Origin of the sequence: Streptosporangium sp. NPDC002544, from assembly GCF_040295965.1 — a bacterium.
Lineage (GTDB): Bacteria > Actinomycetota > Actinomycetes > Streptosporangiales > Streptosporangiaceae > Streptosporangium.
The window spans coordinates 237,471-256,930 of record NZ_JBEOWJ010000004.1 but is presented as its reverse complement, the minus strand read 5'-3'; the positions used below and the strand labels follow the sequence as shown (position 1 = coordinate 256,930).

16 protein-coding genes are annotated in these 19,460 nt (G+C 69.5%); 9 read left to right on the top strand and 7 right to left on the bottom strand.

The window, feature by feature from the left end:
* Positions 1 to 182: 182 nt before the first annotated feature.
* The gene (locus tag ABT061_RS07860) at positions 183 to 2,870 is read right to left on the bottom strand and encodes a helix-turn-helix transcriptional regulator (RefSeq protein ID WP_350913901.1); all 2,688 of its coding nucleotides are present in this window, start codon (positions 2,868 to 2,870) and stop codon (positions 183 to 185) included.
* 98 nt (positions 2,871 to 2,968) lie between these two features.
* On the opposite strand from ABT061_RS07860, the gene ABT061_RS07855 reads away from it, so the two are divergent.
* The 5 genes from ABT061_RS07855 (at position 2,969) to ABT061_RS07835 (ending at position 6,992) form a co-directional block, all read left to right on the top strand.
* A complete protein-coding gene (locus tag ABT061_RS07855) occupies positions 2,969 to 3,376 on the top strand; it encodes a hypothetical protein (RefSeq protein WP_350913899.1) in 408 nt (135 codons plus the stop codon).
* Between the two features lie 127 nt (positions 3,377 to 3,503).
* Positions 3,504 to 4,325, top strand: a complete 822-nt coding sequence (locus tag ABT061_RS07850; protein WP_350913897.1) for a class I SAM-dependent methyltransferase — start codon at positions 3,504 to 3,506, stop codon at positions 4,323 to 4,325.
* Positions 4,326 to 4,463: 138 nt separating this feature from the next.
* Complete coding sequence (locus ABT061_RS07845) at positions 4,464 to 4,805, top strand: YciI family protein (protein WP_350913895.1); 342 nt, start codon at positions 4,464 to 4,466, stop codon at positions 4,803 to 4,805.
* A 151-nt stretch (positions 4,806 to 4,956) separates the two neighbouring features.
* The gene (locus tag ABT061_RS07840) at positions 4,957 to 6,162 is read left to right on the top strand and encodes an RNA polymerase sigma factor (protein ID WP_350913893.1); all 1,206 of its coding nucleotides are present in this window, start codon (positions 4,957 to 4,959) and stop codon (positions 6,160 to 6,162) included.
* A gap of 164 nt (positions 6,163 to 6,326) precedes the next feature.
* Entirely contained in the window at positions 6,327 to 6,992 is a 666-nt protein-coding gene (locus ABT061_RS07835; protein WP_350913891.1) for an AIM24 family protein, read from the top strand.
* A 273-nt stretch (positions 6,993 to 7,265) separates the two neighbouring features.
* On the opposite strand, the gene ABT061_RS07830 is transcribed toward ABT061_RS07835, so the two are convergent.
* Positions 7,266 to 8,381 (bottom strand): epoxide hydrolase family protein, encoded by a 1,116-nt coding sequence (locus ABT061_RS07830; protein WP_350913889.1) that lies wholly within the window; start codon positions 8,379 to 8,381, stop codon positions 7,266 to 7,268.
* Between the two features lie 62 nt (positions 8,382 to 8,443).
* Between ABT061_RS07830 and ABT061_RS07825 the strand changes: the two genes are divergently transcribed.
* Positions 8,444 to 9,403: a helix-turn-helix transcriptional regulator gene (locus tag ABT061_RS07825; protein WP_350913887.1), complete on the top strand. Its 960-nt coding sequence runs from the start codon at positions 8,444 to 8,446 to the stop codon at positions 9,401 to 9,403.
* 72 nt (positions 9,404 to 9,475) lie between these two features.
* Here the strand turns inward: ABT061_RS07825 and ABT061_RS07820 are convergent, their stop codons facing one another.
* The gene (locus ABT061_RS07820; protein ID WP_350913885.1) at positions 9,476 to 10,720 is read right to left on the bottom strand and encodes an MFS transporter; all 1,245 of its coding nucleotides are present in this window, start codon (positions 10,718 to 10,720) and stop codon (positions 9,476 to 9,478) included.
* Between the two features lie 95 nt (positions 10,721 to 10,815).
* On the opposite strand from ABT061_RS07820, the gene ABT061_RS07815 reads away from it, so the two are divergent.
* Positions 10,816 to 11,367: a CGNR zinc finger domain-containing protein gene (locus tag ABT061_RS07815; protein WP_350913883.1), complete on the top strand. Its 552-nt coding sequence runs from the start codon at positions 10,816 to 10,818 to the stop codon at positions 11,365 to 11,367.
* A 48-nt stretch (positions 11,368 to 11,415) separates the two neighbouring features.
* On the opposite strand, the gene ABT061_RS07810 is transcribed toward ABT061_RS07815, so the two are convergent.
* Positions 11,416 to 12,363: a helix-turn-helix domain-containing protein gene (locus ABT061_RS07810; protein WP_350913881.1), complete on the bottom strand. Its 948-nt coding sequence runs from the start codon at positions 12,361 to 12,363 to the stop codon at positions 11,416 to 11,418.
* 101 nt (positions 12,364 to 12,464) lie between these two features.
* On the opposite strand from ABT061_RS07810, the gene ABT061_RS07805 reads away from it, so the two are divergent.
* Positions 12,465 to 13,508, top strand: a complete 1,044-nt coding sequence (locus ABT061_RS07805) for a saccharopine dehydrogenase family protein (protein ID WP_350913878.1) — start codon at positions 12,465 to 12,467, stop codon at positions 13,506 to 13,508.
* A gap of 85 nt (positions 13,509 to 13,593) precedes the next feature.
* Here the strand turns inward: ABT061_RS07805 and ABT061_RS07800 are convergent, their stop codons facing one another.
* Positions 13,594 to 14,433 (bottom strand): SMI1/KNR4 family protein, encoded by an 840-nt coding sequence (locus tag ABT061_RS07800; protein WP_350913876.1) that lies wholly within the window; start codon positions 14,431 to 14,433, stop codon positions 13,594 to 13,596.
* Between the two features lie 429 nt (positions 14,434 to 14,862).
* On the opposite strand from ABT061_RS07800, the gene ABT061_RS07795 reads away from it, so the two are divergent.
* A complete protein-coding gene (locus ABT061_RS07795; RefSeq protein WP_350913874.1) occupies positions 14,863 to 15,342 on the top strand; it encodes a YcxB family protein in 480 nt (159 codons plus the stop codon).
* Positions 15,343 to 15,487: 145 nt separating this feature from the next.
* Here the strand turns inward: ABT061_RS07795 and ABT061_RS07790 are convergent, their stop codons facing one another.
* Both ABT061_RS07790 and ABT061_RS07785 read right to left on the bottom strand, forming a co-directional pair.
* Complete coding sequence (locus tag ABT061_RS07790; protein WP_350913872.1) at positions 15,488 to 15,946, bottom strand: cytochrome P450; 459 nt, start codon at positions 15,944 to 15,946, stop codon at positions 15,488 to 15,490.
* Between the two features lie 242 nt (positions 15,947 to 16,188).
* Positions 16,189 to 19,212 (bottom strand): FG-GAP-like repeat-containing protein, encoded by a 3,024-nt coding sequence (locus tag ABT061_RS07785; protein ID WP_350913870.1) that lies wholly within the window; start codon positions 19,210 to 19,212, stop codon positions 16,189 to 16,191.
* Positions 19,213 to 19,460 lie beyond the last annotated feature (248 nt).

Genomic DNA, 19,460 nt, shown 5'->3' with positions numbered 1-19,460 from the left:
CCGGCCGCGGCACCCCACCTACGGCCTTGATGATCCCGCGAGACCGAACCGCACCGCCACGTCCGGCGTCCTCGCCCGCCTTGGCGATGAGATCGACGAGGCGGGTGATGAGCCCTGATCATCGGAGCTGGACAGGCCGGGTCGTCACCGCACATGCTTCGACCGCACATCCGGGTGGACGATCAGTCGGGTACCCGTGAGGACCGGGCGACGGCTGCCAGCTGGGATCGGGAGGTGATCCCCAGCTTGGGGAACGCCTTGTAGAGGTGATAGCCGACGGTCCGCGGGCTGAGGAAAAGCTGGGCTGCGATGTCGCGGTTGGAGGCGCCGTTGGCCGCCAGCCGTACGATCTGGCGCTCCCTGGGGGTGAGCACGCTGAGCGGGTCGTCGGCCTTGCGCGGCGCCGCCGGAACGTCTCCGGTCGCGCGCAGCTCCACCCGGGCGCGCTCGGCCCACGACTCCGCGCCGAGCCGGTCGAAGATCTCCAGCGCGCCGCGCAGTTGCGACCGGGCATCCGCTCGCCGCCGTGCCCGTCGTAGCCACTCGCCGTAGGCGAGTCGCGTCCTCGCCTGCTCGTATGGCTGACCGGCTGCCTCATGGCAGCGCACGGCATGCGCGAAGTGCGCCTCGTCCCCCTCGACGAGGGCACGGCAGCGCAGCGCGATCGCGTCGGGTGACAGCTGACGGACGTGCCGCGCCCAGGCCAGGTATCGGGCGAGTGGCTCCTTCGCCCGCTCCGGCCGACCGGCACGAACGGCCGCCTCGACCTGGTCGGCGGCGGAGAGGACGGCGATGCCCGTCAGCGAGATGGCCTCCAACTGCCGCAGGGCGGCGTCCGGGCGGCCCAGGCCGAGTTCGAGCAGGCCGAGTGCCCAGCGTCCGATGGCCGCGGCAAGGGCCTGTCCTTGGCCGTCGGCCCTCGCGACGCCCTCCTCGGCGGTCGCTCGACACCTCTCCACATCCCCTTGGTGGGCGAGCACCCATCCGAGAGAGCACATGAGGTGACTGACCCGGTGCTCATGGCCCAGGTCCACCGCCAGTCGCAGCCCCGCGTCCAGGGCCGCCCTGGCCTCGCCGTACCGGCAGAGCCACCCCTGCGCGAGACCATGATCCTGGAACGCGAAGGCGAGCCAGCCGATCATTCCGCTCTTCTGGCACTCCGCCAGGATCTGGCCGGTGATCTCCTCGTAGTGGACGGCACGGCCCAGCGGAAGGCACAGAGAGGCGATGAAGGTCAGCCCGGGCACCCCCAGTCCGGCGAGCGCGTGTCCGTCGACCGCCTCGCCCATGAGCCTGATCCCTCCTTCGATGTCACCGCTCAGCAGGCGGGTCAGCCCGAGCGCCCCGCTGACCAGTGGCGAGCCGGTCTCGGGAAGCGCGCGGAGACTCGCGGCCGCCTCCTCGGCCAGCCGCGCGTCACCGGCGAACCAGGCGCAGCGGACGGTCTCCACCAGTAGCCAGGTGGCCCACTCCGAGGAGCGAGCCGCCACCCGGGGAACGCCGTCCAGGATGATCCGGCCCGCCGCGAGCGGTGTGCCCAGCTCGAATTCGCGATGGGCACGCACCTGGATCAGCGCGGTGATCACATCAGGGTCGTCCACATCGGACGTGACGCTGTCGGCGAGCGCGGCGGCGCGGCCCGTCAGCCCGGCGTCACTCGCCGCCAACGAGGCGGCGGCCAGCCGTCCGGATCGTCGTACCGGATCGGCGGTGAGCTCGGCGGCTCGCTCGTAGGCGGCCGCGCTCGCGGCGTAGCCGCTGCGGGTACGTGCCCGTTCCGCCGCTTCCCCCAGTTCCCGTGCGACCCCCTCGTCAGATCCGAGTACGGCGGCGGCCAGGTGCCACGCCCGCCGGTCGGCCGCGTCCACGGCGGCCGAGCCGGTGAGGGCGTCGGCGAGGGCCCGATGTACGGCAAGGCGCCGAGTGACCGGCGCGCTCTGGTAGGCGGCCGACCTGATCAAGGGATGACGGAAGCCGATGGTCGTCCCCCTTATCTCGATCAGGCGGCTCCGCTCGGCTGACTCAAGGCCCTGCAGGGAGGCGCCCGCGGCCGCCACCGTCTCAAGCTCGCCGGAGCCGTCCGCCGCCGCGATCAGCAACGCGGCCCGCGCCGGCTCGGGAAGCGCGGCTATCTGTTTTTGGAACGCCTCCCGAACTCGATCGGCGACGGGCATCGCACCCACCGGTGACAATCGTCCCGCCCGCTGTTCCGCGGTGAGCGCGGCAGGCAGCTCGACAAGCGCCAGGGGGTTGCCGTCCGACTCCTCGATGAGGCGTTCTCGCACCTGCGGTGGCAGGTCGGCGGGGAGCAGGGCGGCGGCGGCCGCACCGTCCAACCCACCCAGCCGGAGCTCGGGCAGCCCCGCGGCGTGGAAACCCGCGCGGGCGGCGAAGATCATAACGACACCTTCGGCCTCAAGGCGGCGGGCGGCGAACACCAGCGCGTCGATGGACGCCCGGTCGAACCACTGCGCGTCGTCGATGAGGCAGAGCAGTGCGCCATCCCCTGCGAGTTCGGAGAGAAGACTCAGCGTGGCCAGCCCGACCAGGAACCGGTTCTCCGGCGCGATGTCGCCCAGGCCCAGGGCCCCGCTGAGTGCCGCGGCCTGCGCATCGGGCAGTGCGCGGATCCGGTCGAGCCCGGTGCGAAGGAGCAGATGAAGCGCGGCGAAGGGCAACTCGGCCTCGGATTCGATGCCGACACCGCGCAGCACTCGCATGCCTTCCGCTCGCGTGGCGGCATAGCGCAGCAGCGCCGACTTACCGATCCCCGCCTGCCCCCGAATGACGAGGGTCCCGCTCTGGCCGGCCCTGGCCTCCGCCAGGAGCCGTTCGATGTCCGTTTGTTCACTGGATCGCCCGTACAGCACGGTCAGGAACCTACCGTCACGATGACTGATTCGGGATGGCGCGGACCTGCGTAACTTCGTGATCACACGCACGTCAGCACCACGAAGGGATCTTCGAAATGGCTACCATCGCCGGCACCGTCAAGACCACCGACGCCAAGCTGCTCCGCTTCGCCCTCAGGCAGGACGCGGTGGGCACGGGCGCCAACGGAGTCGTCTACGTCGTCGTCGCGGCGATCTTCGGCGAGATGTTCGGCCTCCCCGCCGCCTTCCTCTACCCGATCGGCGCGTTCCTGGTCGCTTTCGCGGCCGCCCTGCTCTTCCTCGCCTCGCGGCCGACGGTGAGCAAGGCCGCCGTGGGCGTCGTGATGGCCGTCAACATCGCCTGGGTGGCCGCGAGCGCGGAACTGCTCATCGCCGGCTGGTTCCCGCTGACCGGCCTGGGCACCGCGCTGGTGATCGTACAGGCGGTAGTGGTCGCCGGCTTCGCCGGCCTGCAGTTCGCCGGCCTTCGCAAGGCCGCGTGAACCCGCCGCGATCCAACGGAGGCCGGCGTCGTGTCCCGGCCGATCCTTGACAGGATCCGAGCGCGCAGCGGCTCGCGTACGTTCGCGACCCGTAGGGTCGCAAAATCATTGGACAATGCGTATACCCATGACGATCGTTGGAGGCATGCAGCAGGAGGAGCTCTGGGACGTCGACACCGCCCGGCGCTATGACACGCCGGGCACCGGCATGTTCGCGCCCAAGGTCCTGGGACCGACCGTGGACCGCCTCTCCGAACTCGCGGGCGACGGACAGGCGCTCGAGTTCGCCATCGGAACCGGCCGGGTGGCCGTCCCGCTCGCCGCGCGAGGGGTGCCCGTCACCGGCATCGAACTGTCACCTCCGATGATCGACCAGCTGCGCACGAAAGTGGACGAAGCGACGATCCCAGTAATCGTCGGCGACATGGCGACTGCCGTCGCCCCGGGCGAATACACGCTCGTCTACCTCGTCTACAACACGATTTCGAACCTGCTCACCCAAGCCGAGCAGGTCGCGTGCTTCCGCAATGCCGCCCGCCACCTCATACCCGGCGGCCGCTTCGTGATCGAGCTCTGGGTGCCTGAGCTGCGCAAGCTCCCACCGGGGCAGCAGGCCACGGTGTGGCATTCCGAGCCCGGCTACATCGGCTTGGACACCTACGACGTTCTGCGCCAGCACGTCGTGTCGCACCACTTCAGGTTCGATGAGAGCAGGCAGGCTCAGCTGTTCCGCAGCCCGCACCGCTACATCTGGCCGGCCGAGCTCGACCTCATGGCTCAGTTGGCCGGGTTCGAGCTGGAGACCAGGCATGCGGACTGGGCCGGGGCCGACTTCACCGCCGAGTCGCGTTCCCACGTGTCCGTCTACCGCATCCCGCCGGAGCACCAGCCTCCTCCGAGTACGAAACAGAGAGAACACGAGTCAGCCCAAAGCCGAAGCGTTCGTTGACTCTCTCCGCCCCGAGCCTTCGATTGCGGCTGTTCCGACTGCCCGGCTGCGCAAAAAATCTTGATGTGAACCTGTAGTAGCGGGCCCTGCCTGTTCGTCATCCATGACCACCACCGATTCCGCGACAGGAGCAGCCCGATGAAGTACCTGATGCTGGTGTGCACCGACCCGAGCTACTCGCCCGGCCAGGACGACGGCGCCCCGGATGTGGAGGACTGGGTCAAGGAGATGGACGGCAAGGGGATCCGGCTGATGGGCAACCGCACCCGGCCGGCGAGCGACGCGACCACGGTTCGCGTCCGCAACGGTGAGGTGCTGCTGACCGACGGCCCGTACGCGGAGACCAAGGACCAGATAGCCGGCTTCGACATCCTCGAGTGCGCCGACCTCGACGAGGCCGTCGACGTCGCGTCCAGGCACCCGATGGCGTGGGCCGGGATGATCGAGCTGCGTCCGTTCTGGCCGGACGACGAGGACTAGTGCGACGTTCCTTACCGGAAGTACAGATCCCCCCGGCCCTGGCGCCAGGAAGGCGGGCCCGACGGTCTCGGTTTCCCTGCAGCGCGTTCGCAACCTCCGTTGAGGAACAGAGCACTAGCGGCCAAGACGGACGACGCCGGTGACAGGTCAGGTGGAGGACCGGATCGCCGGGATCTACGCCGACGGATGGAGCCGGATCGTGGCCACCATGATCCGGTTCACCGGCGGCGACTGGGACCTGGCCGAAGAGTGTACGCAGGACGCGTTCACGAAGGCACTCCAAAGGTGGCCGGAATCAGGCGTACCGGACCAGCCACTGGCGTGGCTGACCACCACGGCACGCCACCGCGCGATCGACCGGATGCGTCGCGCGTCGACCGAGGCGGCGAAGCTACGGAAGGTGGCCGCGATGGACCTGGAGCCGTCGCCCTACCTGAGCGACAGCGAGATCCCCGACGAGCGCCTGGAGCTCATGTTCACCTGCTGCCATCCGTCGCTGAGCCTCGACGCCCAGGTGGCGTTGACCCTGCGGAGCCTGGCCGGCATGAGCACCGTGGAGATCGCGCGTGCGTTCCTGGTGCCGGAGCGCACCATGGGTCAGCGCCTCTTTCGAGCGAAACAGAAGGTCGCGCACGCGGGCATCCCGTTTCGGGTGCCGCCCGCGCACCTGTTACCAGACCGCCTTCCCGCCGTACTCCACGTGCTCTATCTGCTGTTCAACGAAGGATACGGAGACCCGCGGAAGGCCCGGCTGTGCCGGGAAGCCATCCGTCTCGCGCGGGTGGTGACGGTGTTGATGCCCGACGAGCCCGAAGCTCATGGCCTGCTCGCGCTGATGTTGCTGCACGATGCCCGGCGGCCGGCGCGCGTGGACGCGGCCGGCGAGCTGGTCACCCTGGCCGAGCAGGACCGCTCGCTGTGGGACCAGGCGCAAATCGCGGAGGGTGCCACGATCTGCGAACAGGCACTACGCCGGCGCCGCGCCGGGCCGTTCCAGCTCCAGGCGGCCATCGCGGCGTGCCACGCGACCGCGCCGGTCGCGGCCCGGACGGACTGGCCACAGATCGTCGGGCTGTACACACAGCTCGCGCGCATCGCACCAAGCCCGATCGTGGATCTGAACCGTGCCGTAGCGATCGGCATGGCCAACGGTCCCGAGGCGGCGCTACCACTGGTCGACGCGATCACCGAGACCGGACAGCTCAACGACTACTACCTGTTGCACGCCACCCGCGCCGACCTGCTGCGACGCGCCGGCCGCACGCAGGAGGCGACCGACAGCTACCGCGCGGCGCTCGACCTCGCACCCACCGACGCCGAGCGTCGTTTCCTGCGCAACCGGCTGCGGCTTCGCTGACGGCATGCTCGGCCCCCGCATCGCCCGCCGGAATCGAGTCCGGTCAGAGGTCGGACCGCCACCGCCGGGTCGTCGAGCGTGGGAGTACGACCAGGCCACGGGAACCGGAGCACCGTCCTCGTTCGTCACTACCCATGTCGACTACACCCGTCAAAGGGAGCCTCATGCGCAGCGCGCTCTTCGGGAACCTGGACTTCCAGCAGGTTCCCGCCAACTTCGCCCTGCAGAACCCCAAGATGCTTCGCGTCCGGCTACCGCACGAGGTGCTCGCCAGGCAGGGCTCGATGGTCGCCTTCCAGGGCCAGATGGAGTTCGACTACGAGGGATCGGGCGGGGTCGGAAAACTGTTCAAGAAGATGGTGACCGGCGAGGGCGCCCCGCTGATGCGGGTCAGGGGGCAGGGCCTGCTGTTCCTGGCCGACAGCGCCGACGACATCCACCTGTTCTACCTGGAGAACGAGGCTCTCACCGTCAACGGCCGCAACCTGCTGGCCTTCGATCCCCAGCTCACCTGGGACATCCAGCGCGTGCAGGGCGCGGGGATCGTCGCGGGCGGCCTGTTCAACATGACGATCAAGGGCACCGGCTGGGTCGCGGTCACCGCGCACGGCACGCCGGTGCTCCTCGATACCTCCCAGATGCCGACCTTCGCCGACGGTCAGTCCGCGGTCTGCTGGAGTGCCGGCCTACACGTGGGCGTCAACCGAACCATGAAGGTCGGCGCGCTGATCGGCCGTGGCAGTGGCGAGGCCATGCAACTCGCCTTCCAGGGCCAGGGATTCGTCCTCGTCCAGGCGAGCGAGGGCCCGCCGGTGGTACAGGCACAGTAGGCCCGCGGGGAGCGGCGGAGCCAGAACGTCCGCTGAGCCGGCAGTGCGTCCGTGATGAGTCGCTATACATGCTGGGGCGGATCTCGTGTGACGCCTTGGGAGCGAGCAGGTCCGGCAGGCCGCCGCCTTCGACGGTCAACTCCTCGCGATCGGACGCGGACAGCGGTGCGAAGGGGGGCGCGGCGGGTCAACGTCGGCATGCGGGCACTCCCGAAGGTTCAGATCAGAGGTACGGGTGGCGGACGCTCGCCACCCGTACCCGGTCGGCCGAGGTCAGCGGAGCCGGCGGAAGAAGCCGCGGATGTCGTCGACCAGCAGGTCGGGCGCGTCGTGCGCGGCGAAGTGGCTGCCGGTGTCGTAGACGTTCCAGGACAGGATGTTCTTGTGGTCACGTTCGGCGAACGGGCGGATCGACTGGAAGTCCCCGGCGAAGTTCGCCAGCCCGAGCGGCACGGTGGTGGGTTCGGCCGGCTTGCCGGTGGGGTGGAAGTCCTCGTAGTAGAGGCGGGCGGATGACGCGGCGGTGTTGGTCAGCCAGTAGATCATCGTGTTGGTCAGCACGTAGTCGGGGTCGAGGTTCGGGCCGAGCAGCTGCGCGTTCCAGCCCAGCTGCCCCACCGGTGAGTCGGCCAGCGCGTGGGCCAGGGTCTGCGGCGCGGTGGACTGCAGCTTGTCGTACGCGCCGCCGTTCTCCAGCCACCACTGCAGGAATTCGACCTTCTTCCGGTCCTCTTCGGACAGGTCGGCCAGCTCGGCCGGGTCGCCGGACGGGAACGAGAAGACCTGGGTGACGTGTACACCGATGACGTGCTCGGGATCGTGACGGCCCACTTCGGGCGAGATGAGCGAGCCGCCGTCGTTGCCGTGCGCGCCGTACCGTTCGTACCCGAGGCGACGCATCAGCTCGGCCCACGCCTTCGCGATCCGGTACCGGTTCCAACCCCGCTCCGTGGTGTGACCGGAGAAGCCGAAACCGGGCACCGACGGGATCACCAGGTGGAACGCGTCGGCGGGGTCGCCGCCGTGGGCTCGCGGGTCGCTCAGCGGGCCGATCACATCCAGGTACTCGACGATCGTGGTCGGCCAGCCGTGCGTGAGCAGCAGCGGCGTGGCGTCCGGCTCGGGCGAGCGGACGTGCAGGAAGTGCACGTTCTGCCCGTCGATGACCGTGGTGAACTGCGGGTACTCGTTGAGCTTCGTCTCCCAGGCGCGCCAGTCGTACCCGTCGCGCCACCGCTGGACGAGGCTCTGCAGGTACTGCAGCGAAACGCCGTAGTCGCTATCGGCGTCGGGCAGCTCGTTGGTCCAGCGGACCCGGGCCAGGCGCTCGGTCAGCTCGTCCAGGTCGGCCTGCGGGATGTCGATGCGGAATTCGCGGATCTCGGTCATGTCATCGACTCTGTCGGACCATTAGGATGAGTTTGTTCCTAATTGTCGGAGAACCTTGAGCAATGTTGGAAACCTCGGCCCGTCTCCTGCGGCTGCTCTCCCTCCTGCAAACCTCACGCGACTGGACCGGTGCCGAACTCGCCGAGCGCCTCGGGGTGAGCGGGCGGACCGTGCGTACCGATGTGGAGCGCCTGCGCAGTCTCGGTTACCCGGTACTGGCCACGCGCGGCGCCGTCGGCGGCTACCGTCTCGGTGCCGGCGCGGCCCTGCCGCCGTTGCTGCTCGACGACGAGGAGGCGGTCGCCGTCACGGTCGGCCTCCGGACCGCGACCGGTGGCGCCGTCGCGGGAATCGAGGAGGCGTCCCTGCGGGCGCTGGCGAAGCTGGAGCAGGTACTGCCGTCCCGGCTGCGGCGCCGGGTCAACACCCTGCAGACCTACACGGTGCCGGTTCCCCGCGACGACGCCGGTCCCAGCGTCGCCCCTTTGATCCTGACCACCCTGGCCGCGGTCTGCCGCGACCGGGAACAGCTCCGGTTCGACTACCACGACCATGCCGGTACGGCCACTTTGCGCATCGTCGAGCCATACCGGCTGGTCAACTGGGGCCGCCGCTGGTACCTGCTGGCGTGGGACGTCGAGCGGGGCGACTGGCGCACCTTCCGCGTCGATCGGATACGGCCCCGTACCCCGACAGGCCCCCGCTTCACACCGCGCGACCTGCCCGACGACGACGTCGCCGGGTACGTGTCACACCGGGCGTCCGCCGCCGCCTGGCGCTACCGGGCACAGGTCACCGTGCACGCGCCGGCCGATGTCGTCGCCGATCGGATCAGCCCGGCGGTCGGCACGGTCGAACGCATCGACGAACGCACCTGCGTCCTGCACACCGGCGCGGACACGGTCGAGACCCTCGGCGTCTACCTGGGCCTGCTCGGCGAGGATTTCCACGTCACCGGGCCACCGGAACTCCTCGCGCACCTGCGCCGTCTCGCCGGCCGATACGCGCGAGCGACTGCCTGACGACCCGTTCCACCTGATCACCACCAAGCCTGGCAAAGGATGGGAGCCTGCGCCAAGTGCCGTCGACCGCGCTCACGCGACGGGCTGATGGTCCACTTTCGGCTCGATGGCCGCAGACAGATCCGTACGGAGCGCGTACGGCACAAAGACGCCCAGCACGACGACGGCGAGCCCCGTGGCCAGGACGAACACCACCCGTACCCCCCATAGCTCCGCCGCGATTCCGGCCAGCGCCGCGCTGGCGGGAATCACGCCCCAACTGAGCACCCGAGACGCGGCGTAGATACGCCCCAGCAACTCCGGCGGCGACAGGTTCTGCCGGATCGTGGCCACCAGGATGCGCCAGATGCTCGACCCTGCCCCAGCGATCACTGCCCCGGCGGCCACGGTCCACACCGGCCCGTCCAGCGCCACCGGCGCCACCAGCAGAACGGTCCCGGCGGCGTCGGCGATCAGCAGCCTGGTCACCCCGAACCGGCGCCGCAACGGCTCCACCACCGCCGCCGCGAGCAACCCGCCCACGGCCATCGCCGTCAGCACCAGGCCGTACTGGGCTGCGGTGAGATCGAGCGGGCCGGGGCTGACGGCGTACACGACGAGCAGGGCCGTCGCGACTGCCCAGGGGATGTTCATCACGGCGGTGAAGAGGGTCAGCGTTCGCACCACCGGCTGCCGCCACAGGTACCGGAAGCCGGCGACCACGCCGCCGCCCGCTGAGGTTCGGGCCTCGGCGGGCGCCCGGCGCAGGGCCATCATGGCGATGCCTGCGACGGCCAGAACGTAGAGGGCCGCGCTCGCACCGGTGGCCAGGGCGAGGGTGAGGCTCGCCAGCAGGCCCGCGAGCGGTGGGCCGGCGAGTTGGTTCGTGACGTTGATGGTCGCCTCGATGCGCGCGTTGGCTCTGTTGCGACCGGCGGGCTCGACGACCATGGGGATGGTCGAGGTCAGCGCGGTGTCGACCAGCGTCTCGGCCACGCCGAGCAGCACCGCCACGGCGAGGAGCAGCGGCAGCGACAGGGTGCCGGTGAAGTGGCTGACGGTGAGGCCGGACAGCACCAGCGCGCGGACCAGGTTGACGCCGCTCAGCAGTGTCCGGCGGTCGACCCGGTCGACGATCCAGCCGGCGTGCAGGCCGAAGACCGGCCAGGCCAGGGTGAGCGCCGCCGTCACGGCCGCCACCCCGCCGGGTGAGGCGTCGGCGGCGATGGCGAGTAGTGGCAGGACGAACAGCGCCATGCCGTCGCCGAGGTTCGCAGCACCGGTGCCGAACCACAGCGCGTTGAACGGCCGACCCAGCGACAAGGGGAGGAGGCGCATTCGTTTCTTACCTTTCAAATAGCTTTGATCGGTCATAGCGTGGCCCGTGCCACTTGACCTGTCAATGGGATTTGATCGGTGAGATACTCGATGCCGTGACTGCCATCGAGCTGGTTGGGAACGCGCTGTGCCTGGACTTCGCCAACACGGTCAACGCTCGTCCGGTGGCTCGGCGAGACTGGCTGGGTACGCCGGAGGAGGCTGTGGCCTGGGCCGCGGCGACGGGGCATCCGATCGAGGAACCGGACGGGCTCGCAGCGACCCTGCCGGATGCCCGCGAGCTGCGTGAGGCGATGTTCCGGGTGTTTCAGCCGCTTGCGCAGGGGGGTCCGGCGCCGCGGCCAGATCTTGATGTCGTCGTCGCGCTGCACGGTGACGGCATTGCCCATGGCCGGCTGGAGGAGGCCGGTGGGAACTTCCGGTTCTCGTGGGGTGGACCGCGTACGGTGCGAATCCTGCTCTGGGAGGTCGCGGCTTCGGCGGTCGAGCTACTCACCCACGGGCCACTGGATCGGCTCGGTGAGTGTCCCTCGTGCTGCTGGTTGTTCCTGGACGTCAGCAAGAATCGTCGCCGCCGGTGGTGCAGCATGACCACCTGCGGCAGCCGCGACAAGTCGCGGCGCTACTACGCGGGACGCTCCTCCTGAGGGCCTCGGTCGTGTTGGGACGTGGCGGTACGCCAAGGACCATAGGCCTCACGCTCGGAAGGTCCGCCGGTAGGCGTCCGGCGGTACGCCGATCGTGCGGTGGAAGTGGCGGCGCAGTGTCGTCGCCGTGCCCATGCCCGCGGCCGAGGCGATGGCCTCGACGCTGTCGTCCGTGGTCTCCAGCAGTTCCTGCGCGCGGCGGATCCGCTGCGTCAGCAGCCACTGCAGTGGGGTGGTGCCGGTTACCGAGCGGAAGTGGCGGGCCAGGTGGCGCGAGCTCATGTTCGCCTGGCGGGCCAGGTCCTCCACGGTGAGCGGCTGGTCCAGCCGCCGCATCACCCAGGTGAGCAGCTCGGCCAGGGGATGGCCGTCCTGGGCGGGCACCGGTGTGGTGACGAACTGAGCCTGGCCACCGGCCCGGTGGGGCGGCACGACCAGGCGGCGGGCGACCACGTTGGCGACCGCCGAGCCGTGGTCGCGGCGGACCAGATGCAGGCACAGGTCCATCGCCGCGGCCTTGCCCGCGGACGTGAGCACGCTGCCGTTGTCGACGTACAGCACATCCGGGTCGACCTGCACCCGCGGATAGCGCGCCGCCAGTTCCTCGGTGTGGGCCCAGTGGGTCGTCGCGCGCAGCCCGTCCAGCAGGCCGGCGGCGGCGAGCACGAACACGCCCGTGCACAGGGAGACCACCCGCGCGCCCGACTCGTGGGCCGCGCGCACCGCCTCGACCAGGTCGGCCGGCGGGTCCTCGTCGACGTCCGCCAAGGCGGGGACGATCACGGTGTCGGCGTGCGCCAGCCGGTCGAGCCCGCAGTCCGGCTCCAGCAGGAACCGGCCGACCCGGGCGGCGTGCGTGCCGCACACCCTGACGTCGTACCAGGGGCCTGGCAGGGCGGCCGGGGCGGAGCCGAACACCTCGTAGGCCAGGGCCAGCTCGAAGTGCAGCATCCCGTCGGTAGCGGCGACCGCGACAGAGCGCGGGACAGGGCTCATGTCGGGAATTGTACGGGTCATGTCGTTTCGGACACTGGCCCCGATAGGCCGACCGGGACAGGATTTCCGCAGTGGATCACTTCGAGCACGAGGGAGCAGACATGGAATCGGGTCGGAACGTGGCGGTGTTCGGCGCCTACGGGCACACCGGGCGGTTCGTGGTCGCGGAGTTGCGCGAGCGCGGATATGTCCCGCTGCTCCTCGGCCGCGACCAGGACAAGCTGCTGGCGCTGGCGCAGGCCCAGCCGGGGCTTGAGGCGCGGCAGGCGTCGGCCGACGATCCGGCCTCGCTCGACCGCGCGCTGAACGGCGCGGCTGCCGTGATCAACTGCGCCGGGCCCTTCGCCACGACCGCCGCCCCGCTGGTCGAGGCGGCGCTGCGGGCCGGCATCCCATATGTCGACGTGGCGGCCGAGATCGAGGCGAACCTTGACACGTTCGCGCACTTCGCAGAGCGTGCCCGCGCCACGGGCACCGTGGTGGTCCCGGCGATGGCCTTCTACGGCGGCCTCGGCGACCTGCTGGTCACCACCGCGCTGGGCGACTGGGCGGCGGCGGACGAGGCGCACATCGCCTACGGCCTGAGCAGTTGGCACCCCACGGCCGGAACACTCGCTTCGGGCACGGTCTCAGGGCAGCGGCGGGGTGGCCGCCGTGTCCGCTACACCGGCGGACGGCTGGAGTACCACGACGACGCCCTGCCGACCCTGGAGTGGCCCTTCCCGGCTCCGCTCGGCCCCCAGAGCGTCATCGGAGAGTTCACCATGGCCGACGTCGTCACCGTTCCCAGTCACCTGGCCGTCCCGGAGGTGCGCACCTACATGACCGCCAAGGCGGCCGCGGACCTGTCCGCCCCTGACGCCTCGGCACCGGCCGCCGTCGACGAGCTCGGCCGATCCGCGCAGACCTTCGTCGTCGACGTCCTGGTCCGCTCGGGCGGCGCGGAACGCCGCGTGGCCGCCGCCGGTCAGGACATCTACGCCATCAGCGCGCCGCTCGCGGTGGAGGCCGTCGACCGCATCCTCACCGGCCGGACCAGGACCATCGGCGTCGCCTCCGCGGGCGCGGTCTTCGACGCCCCGGACTTCCTCCGCGCCCTGTCCGCGCACCTCTCGGTGCACGTCCCGCTCGACACACGCGGCTGACCGACGACCCGTACCGGGATTCAGACCGTGGTCAGTGCGGTCGATGCCGGCCGCGGACACGGCCTGGCATCCCTATCACGTGTGGCTAGGGCCAGACAGGCTCTCCGCGGTGCGTCGTCGTCGACAGCACCTGGCAACCCATGCGGCGGACGGCATCGAACAGTGTGACGCGCGCCCGCCCTTCGTCTTCAGCCGGGAAGGCAACCCGGATCTGGTGACCGTAGGCCGTCTCGTAGGTCAGCAACCAGCCGAGGTCCGTGGCGGCGAAATGGTCTTGTCGACAGTCGTCTCCATCATCGTTCGCGCCCCGATCGGCCGTGGGCGCGAGCGCATCACGGAGAATCCGTAGCCGCTCAAGGTAGGGCAACTCGCCCTCGGACAGCTTGATGTAAACGTGTTCGCGCTCGCGAAACGGCTCGAACCACGGCGACGCCTCGACCCCGTCGGGCAATATCGTCGTGGTGATCCGTCCGCTCAACCAGCCGTGAAGGAACTCCACCGCGCCGACGTCATGTGCGTCGTAGCAGACGTCGCGCGAGTTCCAGACCACGACCCGCCAACTGTCCGGCTCTCCGTCGGTCAGCCAGCAGAGCGAGTCACCGTTGTCGGTGCCGGCCCACTCCAGCAGCCCACCGGGTTCCGGATAGAACGGGTACGGGCATTCGTCGGGATACCTCTCACGGAAAGACCGCTCTCTGTCCAGCAGCCGCTGTGCGTACTGGACCAGCAGGTCGTGGGCGCCAAACGGAGTCAGCGGCGTGATGAAGTCAACAAACTGGCCGTGCCCATATTGCTCGATGAGCGTCTTGAAGTCAGCGGGCAGCCCAAGCCCGAGGGTGGCCTCGACCTCACTCCAGTCGCCGTGCGCGTCGACCGGTTCCGTGGGCGGCGCCACAAGGCGGATCAATTCCTCCATCGCCGTCATGGCCGGCAAGTGTAGTGAGCCGACGATCAGGTTTCTCGCGCCCATCAGCGTCACGTAGGCCGCGAGCTCGGACCGCGGCGGATACCTCGCCGGTGCTGCGTTTCGCACCGGAAGTCGAGAACCCAAGGTCATTGGAAGCAGTTCTGCGAACGGGGTCCGTGTGTCAACGACGTCTGAATCTTCGTCGTTGACACTGCTTGCAAATCGGTCCGACCTCCGGCCGTACGGGCCGCAAGCTGGGCGGCGACCTCCCCGCGAGTGACCGTGACCGACCCCTGTTGACCGCCCTTAATGGCCCGCTAATGGCCCGGCCGGTCGTCTTGGCCCACCTCCACGAGATCACCAGATCGGCTTCATCATGCGGATACGGCGTTGCGAGTCTGCGCAGAGCCCTGAATGATGTGTCACCACACGGACGAAGGCGGCATAGTGGACTTCACAGTCAGATACGAGCCCACTCCCGACGAAGTGGCGCAGGCGCTCGGACAGGGCGTCAGACAGCAGCTCAAGATCGCCTATCTGGCGTTGCCGTCGGTCCTGATCGTGTCAGGGCTTGTCTGCATCCTGGTCGACGCCACATACATGGGCGTCGCCATGCTCATTGGAGCAGTCGTCTTCCCGCTCACGTTGACCTGGTCGATCCGACGTACCGGCAAGCGGCAGCTCGCCTACCTCTGCGTGCCGACCACGCTCCGGGTGACCGACGACGGGTACGAGTGCCGAACCGACCAGTCCACCACCACGATGCGATGGTCGCTGTTCGAACGGGTCGTGACCGGCACCGATTTCTGGTTGTTCTTCATAGGTAGGCAGTTCACGGGCTTCCTCCCCAGGCGTGCCTTCAGCAGCGAGCAACAGGCCGAGCTTGATGGCCTGCTGGCTTCCCGGCAGAACGCAGGGACTACCTGATCGCAAGCCTTTCACTCTCCCGGCGGGCCACGCAGCGGGCACGGTCTGACCTTCTGCCGTAAGTCCGGGAAGACGTCGACCTCGACAACGCCGAGATGACCATCGGCCGGCAGATCCAGCGGGTCGCCGGTCGGCTCCTCCACCATCAGACCAAGACCGACGCCTCGGACGCCATGTTGCCGTACCCATCGACGGGCACGCGATGTCGTGGCACCCGTTCGCGGGGCTGCACCCCGATCGCTGCCTCGGCTGCCGGGGCGATGGCGTCGATGTCGACGAAGAGGTGGCGGGGGCCGCGCAGGGCTGGGCCGGTAAGGTGGCGGGTCGGTGACCAGCCGGGGTTACACCAGTCGGCGGGCCAGCGCGGACAATGCGACCTGCGCCTCGACCCGGGCGAGCGGGGCCCGTAGCAGTAGTGGATGCCGCTGCCGAAGCCGAGGTGCTGGTTGTCGGTGCGGTCGGGGTCGCGGTCGCCGGCGGCGAGCACCAACGCGAGTGGTGCGCCTTTGGGAATGGTGGTGCCGGCAAGGTCGATGTCGGCCGGCGTACTGCGACCGGTCAGCATCTGCACCGGTGGTTCGTAGCGCAGCAACTCCTCGACCATAGGCGACGGGCGTGACCGCGTGCGCGGCCAGCCAGTCGTGCAAGGAGATGGACCGTTGAGCGGGCCCAACTGGCTATGTAGGTGTGGATTGGCACCAGAACAAGGGCAAGGCCGAGTTGTTCGCAGCGATCCGCCGGGATCCCCGATCGGAAGGGATGTCGGCCCGTGTCTTACCAGTCGCGGTGGCCGAGCCTCCACCCCGGCACGGACGGGGAGCCCCCATCGGCACGCACGTACGGCGATCAGGCCCCGGCCCGGTTCAGCCAGGCATCCACCGCCGAACTTTCCGACACCATCAGGTAGTCGGCCCGACTGTCGCCGTTGACGTCGGCGAAGCGGAGCTTGTCGCGGGTGGCGCCGCTGACCCCGGACGCGAACGTCCCCTGGTTGATCCAGCCGCCGGACCCTTCGCCACCGTTGTTCACCCAGGCCAGCACCGCTCCGTTGTCCTGGACCACGAGGTAGTCGTCACGGCCGTCGGCATCGATGTCGGCGAAGCGGAGCTTGTCCCGGGTGGCACCGCCGACACCGGCGGCGAGGACTCCGCGGGCAGACCAAGAAGGGATGCCGTTGTTCCCAGAGGTGTTCCGCCAGGCACGCACGGCGCCGCTGTCGGAGACCGCGAGATAGTCGTCACGACCGTCGCCGTCGTAGTCGGCGAACCGGACCATGTTCCCGGTGACGCCCTGCACCCCGGGCGCGATCACCCCCAGGCTCTGCCAGGAGGGCTTGCCACCGTTCCCGGGCGTGTTCAGCCAGGCGGACACCGATGCGTTGTCCTGCACCACGAGGTAGTCGTCGCGGCCGTCGGCGTTGATGTCGGCGAACTGGACGCGGTCGCCGGGCGCGCCCACTCCCGGCGCGATCACCCCCAGGCTCTGCCAGGAGGGCTTGCCGCCGTTTCCGGGCGTGTTCACCCAGGCGCGTACGGACCCGTCGTCCTCCACGATCAGGTAGTCCTGCCGGGCATCGCCCTCGATCTGCGCGAACCGTACCTTCGCCCCGGATTGACCGGCGAGCACGGCACCCTGGGAAGCCCAGGAGCCAGGGCCGCCGTAGAGCCAGAGGCGCACGCCCCCGTCCTCGGCCACGGCGAGGTAGTCGGCATCGCCGTCGCCGTCGAAGTCGGCCAGGCGCACCGCGTCGCGGGAGCCCCCCTCCACCCCTGTCGCGATCCGGCCCAGGGAGGACCAGGACGGTACGCCACCGTTGCCCGGCGCGTTCCGCCAGGCGGTGATGGAACCGTCGTCGCCCACGACGAGGTAGTCGTCCCGGCCATCCTTGTCGGTGTCGGCGAAGCGCACGTGCGAGCCCGGCGACCCCGTGCCGGCGGCGATCTGCCCCAGGGAGCTCCACGACGGCCGGCCGCCGGCGCCGGGGGTGTTCAGCCAGGCGCGTACGGACCCGTCGTCGGCCAGGACGAGATAGTCCGCGCGGCGGTCGCCGTTGACGTCGGCGAAACGGACCTGGCTGTCGGGCGCGCCGACGCCAGTGGCGATCAGGCCAGCGGAGTACCAGGGCTCCGGACCCCACAGGGACCACGACGGCCGGCCACCGCCGCCGGGCGTGTTCAGCCAGGCCGCCACGGCGCCGTTCTCCGCCACGATCAGATAGTCGTCGCGGCCGTCGCCGTTGACGTCGGCGAAGCGGACCCGACTGCCCGGAACGCCGACCCCGGGGGCGATCTCACCCCAGGAAGTGAAGGTTCCATTGACGCTGATGTGGGCCTGCACGCGCCCTTCGGCGTCCACGGTGAGGAAGTCGTCGCGGCCGTCACCGTTGACGTCGGCGAACTGCACCTGGTCCCGCGAGATGCCGGGGCCCACCCCGGGGGCGATCCGCCCCCAGTTCTCCCACGTCACGGGGACCGCCTGCCCGACACACGGGTTCTGCCCCTCCTGCCCGCCGGACACCGGCACGATCAGCCCACCGGCCGCGGCCTGGTTGACGGCGAGGGTGAACGACTCCCCCATCTTGCGGTACCCCGTGTCGTTGGGGTGGAGCTGGTCGTACAGGTCGGCGGTGGTCACCGCGCTCATGTCGGCCAGGCGCACCCGCTTGCCCTGGTCACGCAGCTGCTGGATCAGCGGGATGATGCGCCGGTTGTACTCCTGGATGCGCGGGCCCACATCGGACTTGGTGGACGGCACCAGGGTCGCGACCACCACCGTCACCCCCGGCGAGAGCGCGAGTATCCGCTCGACCAGCTGGACCAGCCGCTGCGGCGCCGTCTCCACGGCATAGTTCTGGTTCATGTCGTTGGTGCCGGCGTGCAGGGTCACGACATTGGGCCGGTAGTACGGCAGCGCACACTCGGCGACCGCGGCGATCTGGTCGATACGCCACCCGATATGGCCTTCGTGGTCGTTGTCGGGCACGTTGCCGCTTTTCTGGGTGCCCACGAAGTTCATCACGTCGGTGACCGGATCCAACCCCTCCCACAGCTCGGCCCGGTAACTCGACCGCGTCGGGCTGCCCATCCCCTGGGTGATCGAATCACCCAGCGGCATGATGCGCATGTTCGAGGCGGGAGTGGGGTAGCCGAGGCGCCGAGCCGCCTCAACCATCATGGGGTAGATGACCCGGCCCAGAATGACCAGCTGCGCGGCCACCCAGACTCCGGCGGACATCACCGCGTCCCCGAACCACCAAGCGAGGGAGCGGGCGGCGTCGACAACGATTTTGCCCAGCCGAATGAGCATGGGTTGCGCGCGTTCGGCCACCCACGGCGCCAGGGCGTTGCCCCATACGGCGCCGCCGACGGCGGCGACGACCCCGGCGCAGAGCGCTGCTCCCAGGACCTTGATGTCACCCGGGTCCTTACCGCTGAGCACCGAACTCAACAGGGTCCACACGAACGCGTTCGTGAAACCAAAGACGGCCCCGCACACGGGGCCGGCCGCGGCGGCGCCGGGAGCGAAGGCCGCCAGGCAGATCGCACCCGCCGCGAGCCCGGCAAACTGCCCGATGGTCCCGGCGACGGTCGTGATCACCCAATCTTCCATCTCGGCCTGGACATCCTCCTGGGGGATGACGATCGCCAGCTCGCCGTTCGCGTTCACGATGGTGCCGTCGAAGTCGAACCAGCGGATGTCGGGATCCGGGGGGCCCAGGGCGTAGGTCTCGATGGTGTTCCTGATGACGTCGCTCAGGAGCCCCTGATCCAACCCCTTAAGCTCGATCATCCGCTCCACCATCGCGGGATCGATGCCTTCGTTGTCGACGCTGATCACCACATCCTCAGCGGCGACGGCGAGCGCGCCCACCTGTCCTCCCCAGGCGGCACCGCAGCTGATCTTGACTGCGGTCCCGAGAGAGGGCGGACGTGCGCATAACGACGTCGTTCTTCCTTCGGCCGCAGCGGGGCTCGTCCCACCGGTCGCGATCATCACTGCGGCGATCAGGATGATCGTTAAGAACCTCATAGGACTGCCCTTTCGGTGGGGGCGAGGGACACTCCCCACGGCGGGAACGCTGGGGACGTCGGCTAAGTCATGTGGGTTCACTACTGATT

What these genes read in the sequence shown, in the direction of transcription:
- ABT061_RS07855 (WP_350913899.1), top strand. Translation starts at nt 2,969, where the DNA reads ATGGCTACCATCGCCGGCACCGTCAAGACCACCGACGCCAAGCTGCTC.
- ABT061_RS07850 (WP_350913897.1), top strand. Translation starts at nt 3,504, where the DNA reads ATGACGATCGTTGGAGGCATGCAGCAGGAGGAGCTCTGGGACGTCGAC.
- ABT061_RS07845 (WP_350913895.1), top strand. Translation starts at nt 4,464, where the DNA reads ATGAAGTACCTGATGCTGGTGTGCACCGACCCGAGCTACTCGCCCGGC.
- ABT061_RS07835 (WP_350913891.1), top strand. Translation starts at nt 6,327, where the DNA reads ATGCGCAGCGCGCTCTTCGGGAACCTGGACTTCCAGCAGGTTCCCGCC.
- ABT061_RS07830 (WP_350913889.1), bottom strand. Translation starts at nt 8,381, where the DNA reads ATGACCGAGATCCGCGAATTCCGCATCGACATCCCGCAGGCCGACCTG.
- ABT061_RS07825 (WP_350913887.1), top strand. Translation starts at nt 8,444, where the DNA reads ATGTTGGAAACCTCGGCCCGTCTCCTGCGGCTGCTCTCCCTCCTGCAA.
- ABT061_RS07820 (WP_350913885.1), bottom strand. Translation starts at nt 10,720, where the DNA reads ATGCGCCTCCTCCCCTTGTCGCTGGGTCGGCCGTTCAACGCGCTGTGG.
- ABT061_RS07810 (WP_350913881.1), bottom strand. Translation starts at nt 12,363, where the DNA reads ATGAGCCCTGTCCCGCGCTCTGTCGCGGTCGCCGCTACCGACGGGATG.
- ABT061_RS07805 (WP_350913878.1), top strand. Translation starts at nt 12,465, where the DNA reads ATGGAATCGGGTCGGAACGTGGCGGTGTTCGGCGCCTACGGGCACACC.
- ABT061_RS07800 (WP_350913876.1), bottom strand. Translation starts at nt 14,433, where the DNA reads ATGACGGCGATGGAGGAATTGATCCGCCTTGTGGCGCCGCCCACGGAA.
- ABT061_RS07790 (WP_350913872.1), bottom strand. Translation starts at nt 15,946, where the DNA reads ATGGTCGAGGAGTTGCTGCGCTACGAACCACCGGTGCAGATGCTGACC.